An 18,377-nucleotide genomic window follows, 5' to 3' on the forward strand; every position below is an offset into this window, starting at 1 on the left:
CATAGAAGGCGCGATGCCCTTTCTGCTGATCGACTTTCCCGCCTTCAAGCCGATCGCGATCGAGATCGGTCCATTCGCGATCCGATGGTATGCGCTGGCCTATATCTGCGGCATCGTGTTCGGCTGGCTCTATGCGCGCTCGCTCCTGAAGAACCAGCGCCTGTGGGGCGGACCGGCGCCGATCTCGCTGGTGCAGATCGACGACTTCATCCTGTGGGTCACGCTCGGCATCATCCTCGGCGGCCGCACCGGCTACGTGCTGTTCTACAACCTGCCCTTCTTCATCGATCATCCCGCCGCGATCTTCAAATTGTGGGAGGGCGGCATGTCCTTCCACGGCGGCTTCCTCGGCTGCGTCGTCGCGGTGATGTGGTTTGCCTATCGCAACAAGATCCCGATCCTGTCGCTCGGCGACATCACCACCGCCGTCGCCCCGGTCGGGCTGCTGCTCGGACGAATCGCCAATTTCATCAACGGCGAATTGTGGGGCCGCGCCGCGGACCCGAGCCTGCCCTGGGCGATGGTCTTCCCCAACGATCCGACGCAGCTGCCGCGCCATCCGAGCCAGCTTTACGAAGCGGGCATGGAGGGCATCCTGCTGTTCACGGTGCTCGCGATCATGATCCGCTTCGGCGCGCTGAAGCGCCCCGGCATGATCCTCGGCGCCTTCATCCTGATCTACGGCCTGACCCGCATCGCCGGCGAGCATTTCCGCGAGCCGGACGCGCAGCTCGGTTTCCTCTGGGGCGGGTTAACCATGGGCATGCTGTTGTCGATCCCGATGCTTATCGTCGGCGCGATACTTATTGTATGGGCTGTCAGGCGGGGGGCGCCGAAGCCCCTCCAGGCCATTCGTTAGTTCATTTCGAGAAGACAGCCGTGACCGACTCGCCGCTCCTCAACGAGATCAAGGCGCTGATCAAATCCGCAGGCCCGATGCCGGTCTGGCGGTACATGGAATTGTGCCTGATGCATCCGCGCTACGGCTATTACGTCTCGCGCGATCCGCTCGGGCGCGAGGGCGACTTCACCACCGCCCCCGAAGTCAGCCAGATGTTCGGCGAGCTCCTGGGACTGTGGACCGCCTCGGTCTGGAAGCACATGGGCTCGCCGCAATTCTTGCGACTGATCGAGCTTGGCCCCGGCCGCGGCACCATGATGGCGGATGCGCTGCGCGCCTTGCGCGTGCTGCCGCCGCTCTACCAGGCGCTCAACATCCACCTGGTCGAGGTCAATCCCGTCCTGCGCGAACGGCAGAGTGCGACGCTGGCGAACGTTCGCAACATCGCCTGGCATGACAGCATCGACGACGTACCGGACGGCCCAAGCATCATCCTCGCCAATGAATATTTCGACGTGCTGCCGATCCGCCAGATGGTGCGGCTTGAGAACGGCTGGCACGAGCGTGTGATCGAGATCGATCCCAACGGCAAGCTTCAGTTCGGCGCGGCGCCGGAGCCGACACCGCGCTTCGAGGTGCTGCTGCCGCCTCTGGTGCGCGCGGCGCCCATCGGGGCGGTGTTCGAGTGGCGGCCCGACGGCGAGATCATGAAGCTCGCCACGCGCGTGCGCGACCAGGACGGCGCGGCGCTGATCATCGACTACGGCCATCTGCGCAGCGATGCCGGCGACACCTTCCAGGCCATCGCGCGCCACAGCTTCGCCGATCCCTTGAAAGCCCCGGGCCAGGCCGACGTCACCGCCCATGTCGACTTCCAGGCGCTGGCGCGCGCGGCCGAGGATGTCGGCGCCCGCGTGCACGGCCCGGTAACGCAAGGCGACTTCCTCAAGCGTATCGGCATCGACACCCGCGCCGCAGCCTTGATGCAGAAGGCGACACCCGAAGTCGCCACCGACATTTCGGTCGCGCTCAAGCGCCTGACCGATACCGGGCGCGGCGGCATGGGATCGATGTTCAAGGTGCTCGGCATCTCCGAGCCGCGGCTGACGGGCCTTGCCGGCCTCAGCGATCTCGAACAGGCTGGAGAGACCTCATGACGGTTGCTTCGTCGCTGCTGTCCGCCGTGCCCGGCCTGCGCCATGCCTTCTTCACCCGCGAAGGCGGCGTCTCCGGCGGCATCTATTCCGCGCTGAACGGCGGGCTCGGCTCCCATGACGATCAGGCCCTCGTCGCCGAGAACCGCCGCCGCATGGCCGAGCATGTCGGCGTCGCGCCCGAGCGCTTCCTCAGCCTGCACCAGACCCATTCGCCCGACGTGCTCGTGGCCGATGCGCCGTGGCCGAACGGGCCACGGCCCAGGGGCGACGCGCTGGTGACCAGGACGCCAGGCATCGCGCTCGGCGTCTCCACTGCCGATTGCGGGCCGGTGCTGTTCGTCGATCCCAATGCGCGCGTGATCGGCGGCGCGCATGCCGGCTGGAAGGGCGCACTCACCGGCGTGCTGGAAGCGACGATCTCGGCGATGGAGAAGCTCGGCGCCACGCGCGGCGGCATCATCGCCGCAATCGGCCCCCTGATCCGGCAGGAGAGCTACGAGGTCGGCAACGAGTTCGTGACGCGTTTCATCGAGGCGGACGCCGAGAACGCCGTGTTCTTCATCCCGTCGGTGCGCGAGGGCCACGCGATGTTCGATCTCGCCGGCTTCATCCGCAAGCGGCTGGACATGGCGGGCATCCTGATGATCGACGATCTCGGCCTCGACACCTATGCCGACGAGCGCTTCTTCAGCTATCGCCGCTCGGTGCATCGCAAGGAGCCGGATTACGGCCGGCACGTGCACGCCATCGCGCTGGAAGGGTGAGATCTCGTGCCCCGGACGCGGCGCAGCACGCAAGTAATGCGCCGCTGAGCCGGGGCCCATGTCTCTGCGATCTCGATCTCGGCGGCAATCTGGGTCCCGGGCTCAGCGCAGCGGCACCGCGCGCCGCAGCGCGTCCGGGACGCGCACCGTTTTCCCGACCATCGCTTTGAAGGCTGCACGCTGGACGCGTGAACACAACGGCAACCCCGTGTCATTCCGGGGCGATACCTGGGACGTAACACGGCAGCCTGTGGCGCCGCCGCCCTAGACGTTAATGCGTTTTAACGATATCGCTGCCCTCCATAATGAGGGAAGCGTCATCTTTTCTGCGCCGCGCGGGGTCGCGCGTGCTGGCGGTCATGCTGCTGGCGGCTGCGACTGCGCTTGGCGGCTGTGCCGGCGGCAACGCGCCGGGCAATTCCTATGCGATGGCGCCGAGCGGCGGCGGCGCCACGGTGGCGTTCGAATCCATCGACGGACCGCCGCCGCAGGTGTTCGACCGCATGGTCGGGGTGCTCGACAGCGAATCCAAGCTGCGCAGCCTGTCCGTGGTCTCCCGCGAGGGCACGGCCGCCTACCGCGTGCGCAGCTACCTTTCCGCCCAGGTGGTGCGCGGCAAGACGGTGATCGCCTGGGTCTGGGACGTCTACGACGCCAACCAGCAGCGGGCGCTGCGCCTCTCCGGCGAGGAACCGACCTCGGCCAAGGGCGGCCGCGACGCGTGGGCGGCTGCTGACGATCTCGTGTTGCGGAAGATCGCCCAGGCCGGATTCAGCGGACTTTCCAACATGATCAACGGAACGCCGGATGCACCGGGCGCGGCTCCGGCGCTGCGCGGACCGGCGGTGGCGAGCGTCATCAAGGACGCTCCGCGGTCGGACATGCCGGCCTCGGCCCTCGGCTATGCCGAGCAATAACCCTCGCTAAACCACGGCCCCAAGTTGCGGCCAAGCCGTTGACCCGACTCTGGATTTTCAAAGGGAAAACGTAGCATTCCGGGTTGCCATTGCAGCCTCCGGCCTGATATTTCCTCGCCCGTCGTAACCGTGCTTCCAGTGGGTATTTTCTGATGTTGAACGTCGTATCCAGCAAAGCGCGGGAGGAAGCGTCCATGTCGGGCAAGAACGGCTCCATCAAGCTCGTCGCCGGCAACTCCAATCCGGCTCTCGCACAGGCCATCGCGCAAGGGCTCCACATGCCGCTGACCAAGGCGGTGGTGCGGCGCTTCGCCGACATGGAGATCTTCGTCGAGGTCCAGGAGAACATCCGCGGTTCGGATGCCTTCATCATTCAGTCGACCTCGTTTCCGGCGAACGACAATCTGATGGAGCTGCTGATCATCACCGACGCGCTGCGCCGCTCCTCGGCGCGCCGCATCACCGCAGTGATCCCCTATTTCGGCTATGCCAGGCAGGACCGCCGCTCCGGCTCGCGCACGCCGATCTCGGCCAAGCTCGTCGCCAATCTGATCACCCATGCCGGCGTCGACCGCGTCATGACGCTCGACCTGCATGCCGGCCAGATCCAGGGCTTCTTCGACATCCCGACCGACAATCTGTTCGCTGCCCCCCTGATGGTGCGCGACATCCGCGAACGCTTCGACCTCGGCAAGGTGATGGTGGTCTCGCCCGACGTCGGCGGCGTGGCCCGCGCCCGCGGCCTCGCCAAGCGCATCAACACCCCGCTCGCGATCGTCGACAAGCGCCGCGAACGTCCCGGCGAGTCCGAGGTCATGAACGTGATCGGCGACGTCTCCGGCTACAGCTGTATCCTGGTCGACGACATCGTCGACTCCGGCGGCACGCTGGTGAACGCGGCCGACGCGCTGATCGCCAAGGGCGCCAAGGACGTCTACGCCTACATCACCCATGGCGTGCTCTCCGGCGGCGCGGCCGCCCGCATCACGAACTCCAGGCTGAAGGAGCTCGTGATTACCGACTCGATCCTGCCGACCGAGGCGGTGAGCAAGGCGCCGAACATCCGCACGCTGCCGATCGCGAGCCTGATCTCGGACGCGATCGCGCGCACCGCGGCGGAAGAGTCGGTGTCGAGCCTGTTCGACTGACACCGTCATTCCGGGGCGGCGCGTCAGCGCCGAACCCGGACTCCATCTTGCAGCATTCCGTGTCGATAAATGGATTCCCGGGCTCGCGCTACGCGCGCCCCGGAATGACCATTGCCTAGCCCACGATTCCCGCGGCGACCTGGCCGCGCAGTCGCTCCAGGCCGTGCAACGTCTCCGCACAGGCTGCCGCGACTTCCACGCCCTTGATGGCAAAATGCTTGCGGAAGAAGTCGTAGTGCACCTCGGTCTCGTGGAACTGCTGCGGCGTCAGCACGGCCGAGAACACCGGCACCTCGGTGCGGAGCTGCACGTCCATCAGCGCCTTGATCACGGTGTCGGCGACGAACTCGTGCCGGTAGATTCCGCCGTCGACGACGAGGCCGGCGGCGACGATCGCGGTGTAGCGCCGCGTCTTGGCGAGGACCTGCGCGTGAAGCGGAATCTCGAACGAGCCCGGCACCTCGAACACGTCGACATGGGTGAGGTGCCGCGCCTCCGCCTCCCTCATGAAGGCGATGCGGGCTTCCTCGACGACGTCGCGGTGCCAGCAGGCTTGCACGAAGGCCACCCGCTGCGGCTTGGCAAAGCGCGGATGCTCGATTGCCGGCGGGTCCACGGGAACCGGCGGCTGGGTCGTCTGGGACGTTTCGTTTTGGGGATCTTGCAGCATCTGATTCATGGCTTTCCTCGGTTTAAGGACCAGAATCAGGGCACACGGAACGACAAACAGCCGCACCTTGCGATGCGTCTGCCACCGACCGTTCTCTTTCATCCGGACTTTAACCGTCGGCTTCGGAGTTGCACCGAATCTGCTGACCCTTCCCTTCGGGATACCCCTCACGGAAGGCGCTCGCGGGCTTGGGCCTTTCGGCCCTTACCGCCGGTGGGGACTTTCACCCCGCCCTGAGAACATCGGCCGTCCGGGATGAACGGCCTATCGGGAAATATGCCGCCGGCGGGACGTCGCGGCAAGCATGTTCCGCATGGGCAAAGCGCATGGTGCCATCGCCTGGCGGAATTTGCGGTAAGCGCTTCTTGCGGAATCCGATTCCGGTTTGTTCTCGTCCGTTAAGAATTGTGGCGGAGATGAGCTGTGGACGAACGAGTCCTGGCTTGTGGACGGACTCGCGACCCCGTTGCGCAGATTCCGCAAATCACATCACTTGATCCGCGACAGGCCCGCGCTGATCCGAGGGGCTCGCGAGAGCGACCCCAGGGATCGCCGCAGCGACGTTTAGGGAGCGCGCGCCGGACCCAACCGCGTGCGTATCAAAGACAACAAGAAGGCAAGAGGTCGAGACGGCATGTCCCTGCTCGAAGGCACCATCGATTCCAGAAGCCATCCGCTCGCGGTGGTCGAGGACATCGCTGCCAGCAACAACTGGCCGTTCGAACGCTCCGGCGAAGACGAACTCACGATTGTCTCCAAGGGACAATGGACCGACTACCAGCTCTCCTTCACCTGGATGGGCGAGATCGAGGCGCTGCATCTGGCCTGCGCCTTCGACATGAAGATTCCATTGCCGCGGCGGAGCGAGGTGCAGCGGCTCGTCGCAGCGGTGAACGAGCAGCTGTGGGTCGGCCATTTCGACCTGTGGACCAACACCGGCATGGTGATGCATCGCCAGGCCCTGGTGCTGCCGGGCGGCCTCATCGCCTCGACCGCGCAGTGCGAAGCCATGCTCGCCGGCGCCATCCACGCCTGCGAGCGTTACTTCCCGGCGTTCCAGTTCGTGGTGTGGGCCGGCAAAACCACCGCGCAAGCCATGGACGCAGCAATGTTCGACACGGTGGGCGAGGCGTAGGGGATCGCCTCTCTCCAGCGTCGTCCCGGACGAACGAAGCGAAGATCCGGGACCCATACTGCGTGATGCCCCTTGTGGCACAACGCTTGTTGCCACCATCTTCATCCACTAGAACCGCCTGTGGTTATGGGTCCCCGCTTTTGCGGGGACGACACTGAGCGTGTGGCAGCAGCGATGGCGAACAGCACCCTTCAAGACATCACCGGCACCATCCTCCTCGCCGGCGCCGGCAAGATGGGTGGCGCGATGCTGACGGGATGGCTGGCGGGCGGGCTCGATCCGAGCCGCGTCGCGGTGATCGATCCGCACATTGCGCCCGAGATCTCCGCGCTTGCCGCCAAGGGCGTCGTGCTCAATCCGGATGTGAAGACCGCCGGCCCCGTCGAGACGCTGGTCGTCGCGGTCAAGCCGCAGATGTTCCGCGAGGCCGGCGCCAAGCTGAAACCGTTCGTCTCGAACCAGACCTTGGTGGTCTCGATCATGGCGGGCACCACGATCGCCTCGCTTGCCGAAGTCTGCGGCGGCGCCGTGGTGCGCGCGATGCCGAACACGCCGGCTGCGATCGGCCGCGGCATCACCGTCGCGGTCGCAGCCCAGGACGTCAGCGCCGCCCAGCGTAACGTGGCCGATGCGCTGCTGCGCGCCACCGGCGTGGTGGAATGGGTCGAGGACGAAGGCCTGATGGACGCGGTCACCGCCGTGTCGGGCTCGGGGCCGGCCTATGTGTTCCTGCTCGCCGAGGAGCTCGCGCGCGCCGGTGTGGAAGCGGGCCTGCCCGAAGCGCTGGCGACCAAGCTCGCCCGCGAGACCGTCGTCGGCTCCGGCGAGCTGCTGCACCGGTCGGAGCTTCCCTCGGCCACGCTGCGCCAGAACGTCACCTCGCCCGGCGGCACCACCGCCGCGGCCCTCGGCGTGCTGATGGGCGAGCCCGGCCTGCGCGATCTCATGATTCGCGCGATCGCCGCGGCGACGCAGCGATCCAAGGAATTGGCGAAGTAACAGGTGGCGCGCGCTACGCCCCAAGCCGCTTGTTGAACATCTCGACATTGACGAGACCGCGGGCATGGCGGCCCTCGCCGAGCTTGCGCGTGCCCTCGAAGGCCTCGACCTCGAAGCGGATGACGCGGCGCTCGACCGCAACCACCTTCGCCGTGGTCCGCACCGTCGCGCCGACCAGCGCCGCGGCCAGATGGCGGATGTCGACCTCGGTACCTACCGTGACCCAGCCCGGCTGGAGCGCAGCGCGGATCGCATCGCCCGCCGCCATCTCCATCTCGAGGATCATCATCGGGGTCGCATAAACAAACGGCATGCCGGGCACGAAATGCCCGACCGTGCGCTCGGCCGGGACCACCAGCGTGCGCTCGGCACTCATGCCGGCCTTGATGAAGTCGCGTGCATCCATGGTGCCTCAAACTCCGCTGTCGTCCCGGACAAGCGCAGCGAAGCGGAGCGCCGATCCGGGACCCATAACCGCAGGGAGTAGTTTGACGAGGACTCGGAGTTACCAGTTCGCTCGATAACCACTCCCTGTGGTTATGGGTCCCCGCCTTCGCGGGGACGACAGTTGTGATCGGCGCTGCAGCGTGGCCTATTTCTTCGCCGCTGCTGCGCGCTCCACGAAGGTCTTGCCGCCCTTCATCTTGTGGCGCAGCGGGGCTTCGTTGATCTGGATGACGACGGCATCGGCATCGACGCCGAGATTCTTCACCAGCGCCTGGGTGATGTCGCGCATCATGCCGGCCTTCTGCTCGTCGGTGCGGCCTTCGGCCATGCTGATGGTGATCTCAGGCATTTTTCTCTCCCTGCTGCTCTGCTGCTGTCGTCATGGCCGGGCTTGTCCCGGCCATCCACGTTCTTTTCCATCAAACAAGACGTGGATGCCCGGGACAAGCCCGGGCATGACGACCTGCCGGAATGGCTAACCCCAGCTCACGTCATGGCGGGCCAGGACCTCGCGCACCTTGGCGACGAGATCGGCTTCGCTGCACGAGAACTGCGCCGGCCGGGTCTCGCGCCATTCCTGGTTCGAGGCGATCGCGGCGGCTGCCTTCGCGCCCTCGATCAGGTCCTTGACCTGCACCTCGCCGCGCGCCTTTTCATCCGAGCCCTGGATGATGACGCAAGGTGAGTTGCGGCGGTCGGCATATTTGAGCTGGTTGCCCATGTTCTTGGGATTGCCGAGATAGAGCTCGGCGCGGATGCCGGCAGTGCGCAGGCTTGCCACCATCTTCTGGTAGTCCGCGACGCGGTCGCGGTCGAACACGGTGACGACGACGGGGCCGAACTCCGGCCGCGTGTCGAGCTTGCCGAGCAGCGTCAGCGCGGCCTGGAGCCGCGACACGCCGATCGAGAAACCGGTCGCCGGCACCGGCTCGCCGCGGAAGCGCGAGACGAGGCCGTCGTAGCGCCCGCCGCCGCCAACCGAGCCGAACCGCAGCGGGCGGCCCTTCTCGTCCTTGGTGTCGAGCAGCAATTCGACCTCGTAGACCGGGCCGGTGTAATATTCGAGGCCGCGCACGACGGAGGGATCGATCTTGATGCGATCCGCGCCATAGCCTGACGCCGTCACCAGCCTGGCAATCTCTTCAAGCTCGCTCACGCCGGCCTGACCGACTTCGCTCTTGGCAAGGTAAGTTTCCGCCGCAGCAATGGCCTCTTTCCAATCGTCGCGCGGCTTGGTGATGGCGAGAACGACGTCGGCTTCCGCCGCGCTCAGGTTGGCGCCTTTGGTGAAGTCGCCCTTGCCTTCTTCACCGCCGTCCCATCGTCCGGGACCCAGCAGCTTGCGCACTTCGTCGGTGGAGAACTTGTCGAGCTTGTCGATCGCGCGCAGCACGGTCAGCCTGCGGCCCGCGTTCTCGTCACCGGCGAGCCCAATGGCTTCCAGAACGCCGTCAAGCACTTTGCGGTTGTTGACCTTCACGACGTACTGGCCGCGCGCAATGCCGAGCGCCTCCATCGTGTCGGCCGCCATCATGCAGATCTCGGCATCCGCCGCCGGCGTCGCCGAGCCGACCGTGTCGGCGTCGAACTGCATGAACTGGCGGAAGCGGCCGGGGCCTGGCTTCTCGTTGCGGAAGACATAGCCGACGCGGTAGCTGCGGTACGGCAAGACCAGACCGTCGGTACCGTAGCGCTCGCCGACGTAGCGCGCGAGCGGCGCGGTCAGATCGTAGCGCAGGCTGATCCACTGCTCGTCGTCGTCCTGGAACGAGAACACACCCTCGTTCGGACGATCCTGGTCGGGCAGGAACTTGCCGAGCGCGTCGGTGTATTCCATCGCCGGCGTCTCCACCGGCTCGAAGCCGTAGAGCTCGTAGACGGCGCGGATCTTCTCGACCATCTCGCGCGTCGCCCGGATCGCTGAGGGATCGCGATCCTCGAGCCCGCGCGGCAGACGCGCCTTCAGTTTCTGGGGTTTTTTGGGTTTCTCGGCCATGCGCGGCGTTTACCAGCCGGGGCGCGGGGCGGCAACCGCCGCCTTGCCGCTACGGCTGCTCCATCCGGGCCCTGAGGGCGTCGGCATCCGCCTTCGGCAGCGATTTCAGTGTCGGCTTGATGGTTTCGCCGCCGACGATCTTGCCGTTGCGCATGAACATCCAGTCCGAGATGTCGGCGTCGTTGAACGAGACCTTGTCGCGGGCGTGCTTGCCGGGCATGTCGCGCGGCTCGTTGGCGAAGAGGCCGGAATAGGTGCCATTTGGCAGCTTCTTCACCTCGCCGATCCAGATGTGCTCGCCGCCCTTGCGGGTCGAGAAGCGCACCTTCAGGGCGTGCCCGGTCTCCGCCGGCTTCGCCGATTCGTAGGAGGTCCAGAAGGTCGGGAGCGTGCCGCGGGCCCGCGCAATCGCCGCGTTCATCTCGGGATCGCTGGTGCGCACGTCGACGATCGGCGAGCGGTCTTGCGCGACCACCTCGTGCGTCGGGCCGATGGTCAGGATGCCGAAGACGGAGAGGCCGGTGATTGCGGCGAGAACGACCCATTTCATGGGCTGGGAGAGTTTTGCTGCCATGATCGCGATATCCAGGATGCTTGTTGTGTCCTGGCTTTGTCGCATGTCGGCAGCAGCGCGTTCAGTGCGCAATAAGCCACAAGCGTTGCGCTTCTTACCCTCCCCTGGAGGGGGAGGGTCGGCTCGCATCTGAGCGGCGCGAAGATGAGAGACGGGGTGGGGTGACGGTCTCTCCACATCGAACACTGCCCAAGTGGAGAAATCACCCCACCCCGCTCGCGCTTCGCGCGATCGACCCTCCCCCTCCAGGGGAGGGTGAAGACCTCAAAACACCTTCCGGATCCAGTTGCGCGGATCGTTGGTGCGGCCGTACTGGATGTCGACGAGCTGCTTGCGCAGGCCCATGGCGACAGGGCCGGCGACGCCGCCCGAGATCTCGAAATCGCCGCTCACCGAACGCACCTTGCCGATCGGCGAGATCACGGCGGCGGTGCCGCAGGCAAAGGCTTCCTTCAGGCGGCCCGAGGCCGCATCCTTGCGCCACTGCTCGATCGAATACGGCTCCTCGCGCACGGTCTTGCCGGCATCGCGGGCCAGCGTGATGATGGAGTCACGGGTGATGCCGGGCAGGATGGTGCCGAGCGGCGGCGTCGTGAGCGAGCCGTCGTCGAACACGAAGAACACGTTCATGCCGCCGAGTTCCTCGATGTAGCGGCGCTCGATCGCATCGAGGAAGACGACCTGATCGCAGCCGTGTTGCATGGCCTCGGCCTGCGCGCGCAGGCTCGCCGCATAATTGCCGCCGCATTTGACGGCGCCGGTGCCGCCGACCGCGGCGCGGGTGTAATTCTCGGACACCCAGATCGAGACCGGCGCAGGGCCGCCCTTGAAATAGGAGCCGACGGGCGAGGCGATCACCGCGAAGATGTATTCGGAGGACGGCTTGACGCCGAGGAAGGTCTCGCTCGCGATCATGAAGGGGCGCAGATAAAGGCTCCCCTCGCCGCCCGGCATCCAGGCGCGATCGATGCGCACGACCTGCTCGACGGCCTCGATGAAGACGTCTTCCGGCAGTTGCGCCATCGCCATGCGGTCGGCGGAATCCCTGAAGCGGCGCGCATTGGCGTCGGGACGGAACAGGTTCACCCCGCCGTCGTCGCGCTTGTAGGCCTTGAGCCCCTCGAAGATTTCCTGGGCGTAGTGCAGGACCGCGCCGGCCGGATCGAGCTGGAAGTTGGCGCGCGCTTCGATCCGCGCCTCGTACCAGCCGCCCTTGGCCTGGCTGTAGCGGACGATCGCCATGTGATCGGTGAAGACCCTTCCGAAGCCGGGGTCCACCAGCTTGGCGACGCGGTCCTTCTCGGGGGTTGGATTGGATGCGGGCTGGATGTCGAATTTCATGCTCATTCCCTTGCCTCCCGCTGCCGGTGGCGGCGCTGTTCTGGCGCCCGCCTGCCCGCTTTCGGGGCCCGGCTGGCTTTGATTGGTTTCTGCCGGACCACCGCCAGCCTTTTTACGGCCGGTTTCCGTGGACAGCATGTCGCCGAGGACATGCTTTTGCGGAAGGCGGAAGTCCAGTATGTTTTGCCGAAATGCCGCTCGACAATCGCACGGTAGATCTGATCCGGCCGTCGTCGCCTGTCCGGCTCTCTCCGGCGCCTTGCTCCGACGCTACCCGACGCGAAGCGATCTAAAATTTCGTGCGGGTCGATCGTTTTGTAACATTGAACCCAAGATACGTCAATATGCCTGACATAAATTTCGTGACTTCCCCTCACGACGCCGCCGAGCCCAGGCCGGCCGCAGACGGTGGAGGCAATTTGCGCTGGGATATCATCGAGCTGCTGTTCTTCGCCTACCGCGACTTCGTCGGCGATCCCGACCAGGAGCTGGAGGCATTCGGCTTCGGCCGGGCCCACCACCGCGTCCTGCATTTCGTCTACCGCTATCCCGGCCTCAAGGTCGCCGACCTCCTCGACGTCCTGCGGATCACCAAGCAATCGCTTGGCCGCGTGCTCAAGCAGCTGCTGGACGAGGGCTACATCGTGCAGAAGACCGGCGACAATGATCGCCGCCAGCGCCTGCTCTACGCGACGCCGAAGGGCGAGGCGCTGGTGCAGAAGCTCGCCGGCCTCCAGACCACGCGGATCAACAGGGCGCTTGCGGAGATGGCTCCGCAGGACGCCGAGACCGTGAAGCGCTTCCTGCGCGCGATGATCGACCGCGACGACCCGGACAAGGTGCTCGAGACGATCTTCGCTTCCGTCAACCACGACGCCAAGGAGTGACCGTGCCGCTCGCTGCCACGCTCGCCCGCCCGCCGGTGCAACCCGTCGACGACGCCCCGCATCTGCTGCTGGTCGATGACGACCGCCGCATCCGCGATCTGCTCTCGCGCTTTCTCGCCAGTGAAGGCTACCGCGTCACCACCGCAGCGAGCGCCGGCGATGCACGCTCGAAACTGCTGGGCCTGCATTTCGACCTCCTGATCCTCGACGTCATGATGCCGGGCGAAACCGGGTTCGATCTCGCCCGCTTCATCCGGACCTCCTCCTCGGTGCCGATCGTGATGCTGACGGCGCGCCACGAACCGGAATCCCGCATCGAGGGCTTGCAGATCGGCGCCGACGATTACGTGGCAAAGCCGTTCGAGCCGCGCGAGCTGGCGCTGCGCATCAACAACATCCTCAAGCGCGCCGCCCCGCCGCCACAGGTCGCGATCGTGGAGAAAATTGCCTTCGGTCCCTACGTCTACCATCTCGAGCGCGGCGAATTGCGCCAGGGCGAGGAGGTCATCCATCTCACCGACCGCGAGCGCGAGATGCTGCGGATTCTCTCGGAAACACCGGGAGAGACCGTGCCGCGCAGCGCGCTGACCGGCAACGGCAGCGTCAACGAGCGCGCCGTCGACGTGCAGATCAACCGCCTCAGGCGCAAGATCGAGACCGACCCCGCCAATCCGCTATTTCTGCAGGCGGTGCGCGGCATCGGCTACCGGCTGGTGGCTTCGCCTTGAGACCTGAGCAGTGAAGCGCGACCGATGAGCACGATCGATACCGGCCTGACGCTGCTGCGAAGCGCCGCCGGCCGCGTCTCCGCCGCCAATGGCTGGATGGGCAACGCGTTCAAGGGCTGGATGCCGACCGGCCTCTACGCCCGCGCGCTTCTCATCATGATCGTGCCGATGGTGGTGCTGCAATCGGTCGTCGCCTTCGTGTTCATGGAGCGGCACTGGAACACGGTGACGCGCAGATTGTCGGCTGCGGTGGTGCAGGACATCGCCGCGCTGATCGACGTCTACAAGGGCTATCCGCAGGACAAGGACCGCGACCAGATCCGCCGCATCGCCCAGCAGCGCCTCGGCCTCGTGGTCGACTTCCTGCCCGCCGGCGACATGCCGCCGCCGGGGCCAAAGCCGTTCTTCTCGCTGCTCGACCAGACGCTGTCGGTGCAGCTCGGCCGCCAGATCGGGCGCTCGTTCTGGATCGACACGGTCGGCCGCTCCAACCTCGTCGAGATCCGCATCCAGCTCGACGACGCCGTGATGCGCGTGTTCGCGCAGCGCAGCGCAGCCTATGCCTCAAACTCGGAGATCTTCCTGTTCTGGATGGTCGGCACGTCCTCGATCCTGTTGATCGTCGCCGTGCTGTTTCTGCGCAACCAGATCAAGCCGATCCTGCGGCTTGCGGATGCCGCCGAAAGCTTCGGCAAGGGCCGCGAGGCGCCGAACTTCAGACCGCGCGGCGCGCGCGAGGTGCGGCGTGCGGCAGTCGCCTTCCTCGAAATGAAGTCGCGCATCGAGCGCACCATGGAGCAGCGCACCGCGATGCTCGCCGGCGTCAGCCATGATCTCCGCACCATCCTGACCCGCTTCAAGCTCGAGCTGGCGCTGATCGGCGACAGCCCAGAGCTCGACGGCATGCGCAAGGACGTCGACGAGATGTCGATGATGCTGGAGGATTACCTCGCCTTCGCCCGCGGCGATTCCGGCGAGCAGTCGCAGCCGACCGACATGGCCCAGGCCCTCGAAGAGCTGCGCAGCGATGCCGAACGCCACGGCCACATCGCGACCGTCGCGTTCCACGGCCTGCCCGTGGTGACGGTGAAGCCGGCCTCGTTCAAGCGCTGCCTCGCCAACCTCGTCACCAACGCGGCGCGCTACGGCAGGAACATCGCGATCACCGGCCAGCGCGATCACCGTTATTTGACCGTCACGGTCGACGACGACGGCCCGGGCATTCCCGCTCACCTGCGCGAAGAAGTGTTCAAGCCGTTCCTGCGGCTCGACAACGCCCGCAACCAGGACGAAGGCGGCACCGGCCTGGGGCTCGCGATCGCCCGCGACATCGCCCGCTCGCATGGCGGCGACATCACGCTCGGTGACAGCCCGATGGGGGGATTAAGGGCGAGCGTGCGGATTCCGGTGTAGGCTGCCCCTGCCTCTCCCCGCAAGAACGGGCGAGGGCGCCGCACCGCCTGCGCGGCGAGCAAATCCTACTTCGGCAGCAGCGCCTTCAGCTTATCCATGTCGCGCGTGTTCATCTTGAAGCCGCCGGGCATGACGATATCGCCGGGCTTCTGATCCGGCTTGCAGGCTCCCAGCCACTTGGCTTGCAGCGTCGTGGTGCTATCGCGCCCCGCCGCACCGGCAACGCCGCCTTTTGCGTGCGAAGTGGTCTTCACCGTGTAGGCCGAGTTGAAATCGCCGGTGATTTCGGCATGCGAGGTCGTGCTGACGCCGGCGACGTTGCACTCGGAATCGCTGACATAGCCGGTCGCGGTCTTCTTGATCTCCTGCTTGGCGCAGATCTGCTTGGCCATCGGGGAGACGTTGTTGCTCATCTCCTTGTCGACGGTCTCGTCGGTGCAGTGCTGCATGGTCATCTCGGGCACCGGCGAGCCGGTCGTGACCAGCTTCATTTCCCAAAGACCAGCCTTGCGCACCGGCAAATCGTCGGCGCTCGCGGTGCCTGCCGACAACACGAGACAAGTGGCCGCGCCGAGCAAAGCGAGTTTGCGCCTCATGTGGAGGGCTCCCGGCTGAGAGTGCGGACCTTCGACGGCGCCTCAGTACAGCGTGCGGATCGGTTGCTCGGCGGCACCATAGGGCACCCAGCGGCAGGCGAAAGAGATGTAACCGCCGTCATAGCCCTGCACCGCCAGGAATTTGGCGACCTTGCCGTAGCGTGCGCAGTGATCGACAGCGACCTGACGCGCGTCGACCCGGGTCGCCATCGAATAGGCGATGATCCCGCCGGTGTCGTTGCCCTTGAACGGCGGCACGATATCGGCGCGCGCCGACTGGCTCGCCATCATACCCAGGGCAAGAAGGCCAGCGGCCGCAATGATTCGCATTCCCGTCACTCCAGTTGGCTGGCGCCAGTCTACGGTGCCGGGACGGAAGTGAAAAGAACAGAAGCCCGGTTGGCCGCGACGTCCTGGTCAACTCCTGGCCAAGTGTTGCCGCGCTGCACTTGACCTCCCCCGGCCTTCGCGGCACCGTCTGAGCTTCGCAAGACCTAAGCAGTCTGGATTGACCATGCGCGCCCCCTCCCCGAAATCGCTTCGCTTTGCCGCCCTTCTCGGCCTCATGTTCGGGGCGCTGTCGCTCGGCGAGGCCAGGGCCGCCAATCCGCTGGAGCTGAATTTCTGGCTGAGCGGACCGCGCTACGACGGCGCCGTCGTCGATTGCGACAAGGCCCTGCCGACGATCGCCACCCAGTTCTGGGAAAAAGAGAGCTCGTTCTGGAATTCCTCGTTGAAGATCACCAGCTTCTCCGCCGTTCGCGAGGTCGCCTTCAGGCCCTGGCAGTCCGACAACATTCCGCGCCGCTTTTGCACCGGCGAGGCCATGCTCAATGACGGCAAGGTGCGCAAAGTGCACTTCTCGATCGCCGAGGATACTGGCTTCGCCGGCTATGGCGATGGCGTCGAATGGTGCGTGGTCGGGCTCGACCGCAACTGGGCCTACAATCCGGCCTGCCGCGCCGCCAGGCCCTGATCCGAAGAGCGACTGATTCGGGCTGATCAACCCGCCGACGACAGCCGCTTCGAATTTTGTTCTTGAAATGTTCTCTTTGCCTGCTAGGCTGCGTGCACAGTCTAGTTGAGGGGCGTTGCCATGTTTCATCCCAGATTGCGTTCGTTGTCCCGTCTGATGATCTCGCTGACCCTCGCCGCCGGGCTGGCAGCGCTCGCCGGCGGCGCGAAAGCCCAGGACAAGCGGCAGAACGCGCCGGGCGAGTTCGACTTCTATGTGCTCGCGCTGTCATGGTCGCCCTCGTTCTGCGAAGAGGCGGCCGAGCGCGGCGGCCGTTCCCAGATCCAGTGCGGCGGACGGCCCTACGCTTTCGTCGTGCATGGGCTGTGGCCGCAATATGAGAATGGCTTCCCGGAATATTGCCAGCGGCCGGCGCCGCGGCTGAATCGCAACATCGTGTCCTCGATGCTCGATTTGATGCCGGCGCCGGGCCTGATCTTCAACGAATGGGACAAGCATGGCACCTGCTCCGGGCTCGAGGGCCGCAGCTATTTCGAGACGATCCGGAAAGCGCGCGCCGCGATCAAGATCCCGGCCGACTATCTCGATCTGTCGCAGGCCAAGACCGTAGCGCCGGCGGAGGTCGAGGAGGCCTTCATCAAGGCCAATCCGGGCCTCAGCAATGCCAGCATCTCGGTCACCTGCAACCGGACACGGCTGTCCGAGGTCCGCATCTGCCTCAGCAAGGACCTACAATTCCGCGCCTGCGACGAGATCGAACGCCGCGCCTGCCGCCGCGACCAGGTGACGATGCCGCCGATCAGGGGCGGTTGAGGCCGACTGCTCCGATCCTCGTTTCGGGGGCGCAACGCGCGAACTATGGTGCGCAGCATCGCGCGATGTCGTAACTCTCCGCCATGAACTACCGCCACGCCTTCCACGCCGGCAGCTTCGCCGATGTCGTCAAGCACATCGTGCTGGCGCGCATCCTCACTTATTTGCAGGACAAGCCGGCGGCGTTCCGCGTCGTCGACACCCATGCCGGCGCCGGCCTCTACGATCTCGATAGCGACGAGGCGCGCCGGGGCGGCGAATGGCTGACCGGCATTGCGCGGCTGCTGCAGGCGCGCCTGTCGAACGAGACCGCGGCGCTGACCAAGCCCTATCTCGACATCGTCCGCGCCTTCAATCCGAAGGGCGAGCTCAAGGCCTATCCGGGCTCGCCGTTGATCGCGCGCGGCCTGCTGAGGCCGCAGGACCGGCTCGTCGCCTGCGAGGTCGAGCCGAAGGCGCGGAAAGCGCTGATCGACGTGCTGCGCCGCGACGAACAGGCCCGCGTGGTCGATCTCGACGGCTGGGTGGCACTGCCGGCCTTCGTGCCGCCGAAGGAGCGGCGCGGCCTCGTGCTGATCGACCCGCCCTTCGAGGCCAAGGACGAGTTCGATCGGCTGGGCGAAGCCTTCTCGACAGCTTTCGCGAAATGGCCGACCGGTATCTATGTAATCTGGTATCCCGCCAAGAGCCGGCGTGCCACCGACACGCTGGCGCAGCTTGTGGCGCGGCTCGCATCCGCAGCAAAACCGCAGGGAAAATGCCTGCGCCTCGAATTCAGCGCTGCGCCGCAAGTCGATGGCGGGCCCCTCACATCGACCGGGCTTTTGATCGTCAATCCGCCCTACACGCTGCAAGGCGAGCTCAAGACCATCCTGCCCGAACTGGAAATGCCGCTCGGCCAGGGCGGGGCTGCCAGATTCCGATTGGAGGTGCCCAAGCCTTAAAGCCAAGCCGTAACACTCCGGCATTCTTGGG

At 65.9% G+C, this 18,377-nt stretch carries 21 protein-coding genes and 1 riboswitch; of the genes, 13 read left to right on the plus strand and 8 right to left on the minus strand.

The window, feature by feature from the left end; translation table 11 throughout:
* The first annotated feature begins 13 nt into the window (after nucleotides 1-13).
* The 5 genes from lgt to ABIF91_RS10580 all read left to right on the plus strand — a co-directional run bounded on the left by lgt (nucleotide 14) and on the right by ABIF91_RS10580 (nucleotide 4,827).
* The gene (gene lgt, locus ABIF91_RS10560; protein WP_028176651.1) at nucleotides 14-859 is read left to right on the plus strand and encodes a prolipoprotein diacylglyceryl transferase; all 846 of its coding nucleotides are present in this window, start codon (nucleotides 14-16) and stop codon (nucleotides 857-859) included.
* Between the two features lie 20 nt (nucleotides 860-879).
* Nucleotides 880-1,998, plus strand: coding sequence for a class I SAM-dependent methyltransferase (locus ABIF91_RS10565; protein ID WP_028176650.1), 1,119 nt, complete (start codon nucleotides 880-882; stop codon nucleotides 1,996-1,998).
* A complete protein-coding gene (gene pgeF, locus ABIF91_RS10570; RefSeq protein ID WP_028176649.1) occupies nucleotides 1,995-2,762 on the plus strand; it encodes a peptidoglycan editing factor PgeF in 768 nt (255 codons plus the stop codon). The genes ABIF91_RS10565 and pgeF overlap by 4 nt, the downstream gene beginning before the upstream one ends.
* A gap of 305 nt (nucleotides 2,763-3,067) precedes the next feature.
* Entirely contained in the window at nucleotides 3,068-3,679 is a 612-nt protein-coding gene (locus ABIF91_RS10575; protein ID WP_028176648.1) for a hypothetical protein, read from the plus strand.
* 194 nt (nucleotides 3,680-3,873) lie between these two features.
* A complete protein-coding gene (locus tag ABIF91_RS10580; protein WP_028176647.1) occupies nucleotides 3,874-4,827 on the plus strand; it encodes a ribose-phosphate pyrophosphokinase in 954 nt (317 codons plus the stop codon).
* A gap of 115 nt (nucleotides 4,828-4,942) precedes the next feature.
* Here ABIF91_RS10580 and ABIF91_RS10585 read toward each other — a convergent pair whose 3' ends face one another.
* A complete protein-coding gene (locus ABIF91_RS10585; RefSeq protein ID WP_028176646.1) occupies nucleotides 4,943-5,506 on the minus strand; it encodes a 6,7-dimethyl-8-ribityllumazine synthase in 564 nt (187 codons plus the stop codon).
* 77 nt (nucleotides 5,507-5,583) lie between these two features.
* Nucleotides 5,584-5,742: riboswitch (FMN riboswitch) on the minus strand.
* A gap of 389 nt (nucleotides 5,743-6,131) precedes the next feature.
* Here ABIF91_RS10585 and ABIF91_RS10590 point away from each other — a divergent pair.
* The gene (locus tag ABIF91_RS10590; protein ID WP_028176645.1) at nucleotides 6,132-6,632 is read left to right on the plus strand and encodes a YbjN domain-containing protein; all 501 of its coding nucleotides are present in this window, start codon (nucleotides 6,132-6,134) and stop codon (nucleotides 6,630-6,632) included.
* Nucleotides 6,633-6,806: 174 nt separating this feature from the next.
* Nucleotides 6,807-7,631, plus strand: coding sequence for a pyrroline-5-carboxylate reductase (proC, locus tag ABIF91_RS10595; protein ID WP_028176644.1), 825 nt, complete (start codon nucleotides 6,807-6,809; stop codon nucleotides 7,629-7,631).
* Nucleotides 7,632-7,644: 13 nt separating this feature from the next.
* On the opposite strand, the gene ABIF91_RS10600 is transcribed toward proC, so the two are convergent.
* The 5 genes from ABIF91_RS10600 to ABIF91_RS10620 form a co-directional block, all read right to left on the minus strand.
* Entirely contained in the window at nucleotides 7,645-8,037 is a 393-nt protein-coding gene (locus ABIF91_RS10600) for a thioesterase family protein (protein ID WP_028176643.1), read from the minus strand.
* Between the two features lie 186 nt (nucleotides 8,038-8,223).
* A complete protein-coding gene (locus ABIF91_RS10605) occupies nucleotides 8,224-8,427 on the minus strand; it encodes a tautomerase family protein (protein ID WP_025033847.1) in 204 nt (67 codons plus the stop codon).
* A gap of 126 nt (nucleotides 8,428-8,553) precedes the next feature.
* The gene (gene hisS, locus ABIF91_RS10610; RefSeq protein ID WP_028176642.1) at nucleotides 8,554-10,074 is read right to left on the minus strand and encodes a histidine--tRNA ligase; all 1,521 of its coding nucleotides are present in this window, start codon (nucleotides 10,072-10,074) and stop codon (nucleotides 8,554-8,556) included.
* A 49-nt stretch (nucleotides 10,075-10,123) separates the two neighbouring features.
* Nucleotides 10,124-10,648 carry a YegJ family protein gene (locus ABIF91_RS10615; protein ID WP_028176641.1) on the minus strand — a complete coding sequence of 175 codons (525 nt, stop codon included), beginning with the start codon at nucleotides 10,646-10,648 and terminating at the stop codon, nucleotides 10,124-10,126.
* Nucleotides 10,649-10,912: 264 nt separating this feature from the next.
* The gene (locus ABIF91_RS10620) at nucleotides 10,913-11,995 is read right to left on the minus strand and encodes a branched-chain amino acid aminotransferase (RefSeq protein WP_028176640.1); all 1,083 of its coding nucleotides are present in this window, start codon (nucleotides 11,993-11,995) and stop codon (nucleotides 10,913-10,915) included.
* Nucleotides 11,996-12,333: 338 nt separating this feature from the next.
* On the opposite strand from ABIF91_RS10620, the gene ABIF91_RS10625 reads away from it, so the two are divergent.
* From ABIF91_RS10625 to ABIF91_RS10635, 3 genes are read left to right on the plus strand one after another with little or no spacing between them, the layout of a single operon-like run.
* A complete protein-coding gene (locus ABIF91_RS10625) occupies nucleotides 12,334-12,876 on the plus strand; it encodes a MarR family winged helix-turn-helix transcriptional regulator (protein WP_028176639.1) in 543 nt (180 codons plus the stop codon).
* Nucleotides 12,873-13,604, plus strand: coding sequence for a response regulator (locus ABIF91_RS10630; RefSeq protein ID WP_028176638.1), 732 nt, complete (start codon nucleotides 12,873-12,875; stop codon nucleotides 13,602-13,604). Before ABIF91_RS10625 ends, ABIF91_RS10630 begins: the two co-directional genes overlap by 4 nt.
* Nucleotides 13,605-13,628: 24 nt before the next feature.
* Nucleotides 13,629-15,017, plus strand: coding sequence for an ATP-binding protein (locus tag ABIF91_RS10635; RefSeq protein ID WP_028176637.1), 1,389 nt, complete (start codon nucleotides 13,629-13,631; stop codon nucleotides 15,015-15,017).
* Between the two features lie 65 nt (nucleotides 15,018-15,082).
* Here ABIF91_RS10635 and ABIF91_RS10640 read toward each other — a convergent pair whose 3' ends face one another.
* Together ABIF91_RS10640 and ABIF91_RS10645 are read right to left on the minus strand one after the other, a co-directional pair.
* Nucleotides 15,083-15,613, minus strand: a complete 531-nt coding sequence (locus ABIF91_RS10640) for a DUF3617 domain-containing protein (RefSeq protein WP_028176636.1) — start codon at nucleotides 15,611-15,613, stop codon at nucleotides 15,083-15,085.
* A gap of 42 nt (nucleotides 15,614-15,655) precedes the next feature.
* On the minus strand, nucleotides 15,656-15,943 hold the full coding sequence (locus tag ABIF91_RS10645; RefSeq protein ID WP_028176635.1) for a hypothetical protein: 288 nt from the start codon (nucleotides 15,941-15,943) through the stop codon (nucleotides 15,656-15,658).
* A 184-nt stretch (nucleotides 15,944-16,127) separates the two neighbouring features.
* On the opposite strand from ABIF91_RS10645, the gene ABIF91_RS10650 reads away from it, so the two are divergent.
* The 3 genes from ABIF91_RS10650 (at nucleotide 16,128) to ABIF91_RS10660 (ending at nucleotide 18,346) form a co-directional block, all read left to right on the plus strand.
* On the plus strand, nucleotides 16,128-16,589 hold the full coding sequence (locus ABIF91_RS10650) for a hypothetical protein (RefSeq protein ID WP_028176634.1): 462 nt from the start codon (nucleotides 16,128-16,130) through the stop codon (nucleotides 16,587-16,589).
* Between the two features lie 120 nt (nucleotides 16,590-16,709).
* Nucleotides 16,710-17,402 carry a ribonuclease T2 family protein gene (locus ABIF91_RS10655; RefSeq protein WP_028176633.1) on the plus strand — a complete coding sequence of 231 codons (693 nt, stop codon included), beginning with the start codon at nucleotides 16,710-16,712 and terminating at the stop codon, nucleotides 17,400-17,402.
* Between the two features lie 83 nt (nucleotides 17,403-17,485).
* Entirely contained in the window at nucleotides 17,486-18,346 is an 861-nt protein-coding gene (locus ABIF91_RS10660; RefSeq protein WP_028176632.1) for a 23S rRNA (adenine(2030)-N(6))-methyltransferase RlmJ, read from the plus strand.
* Nucleotides 18,347-18,377: the final 31 nt, after the last annotated feature.

This window comes from Bradyrhizobium sp. USDA 241, from assembly GCF_049739505.1.
Lineage (GTDB): Bacteria > Pseudomonadota > Alphaproteobacteria > Rhizobiales > Xanthobacteraceae > Bradyrhizobium > Bradyrhizobium liaoningense.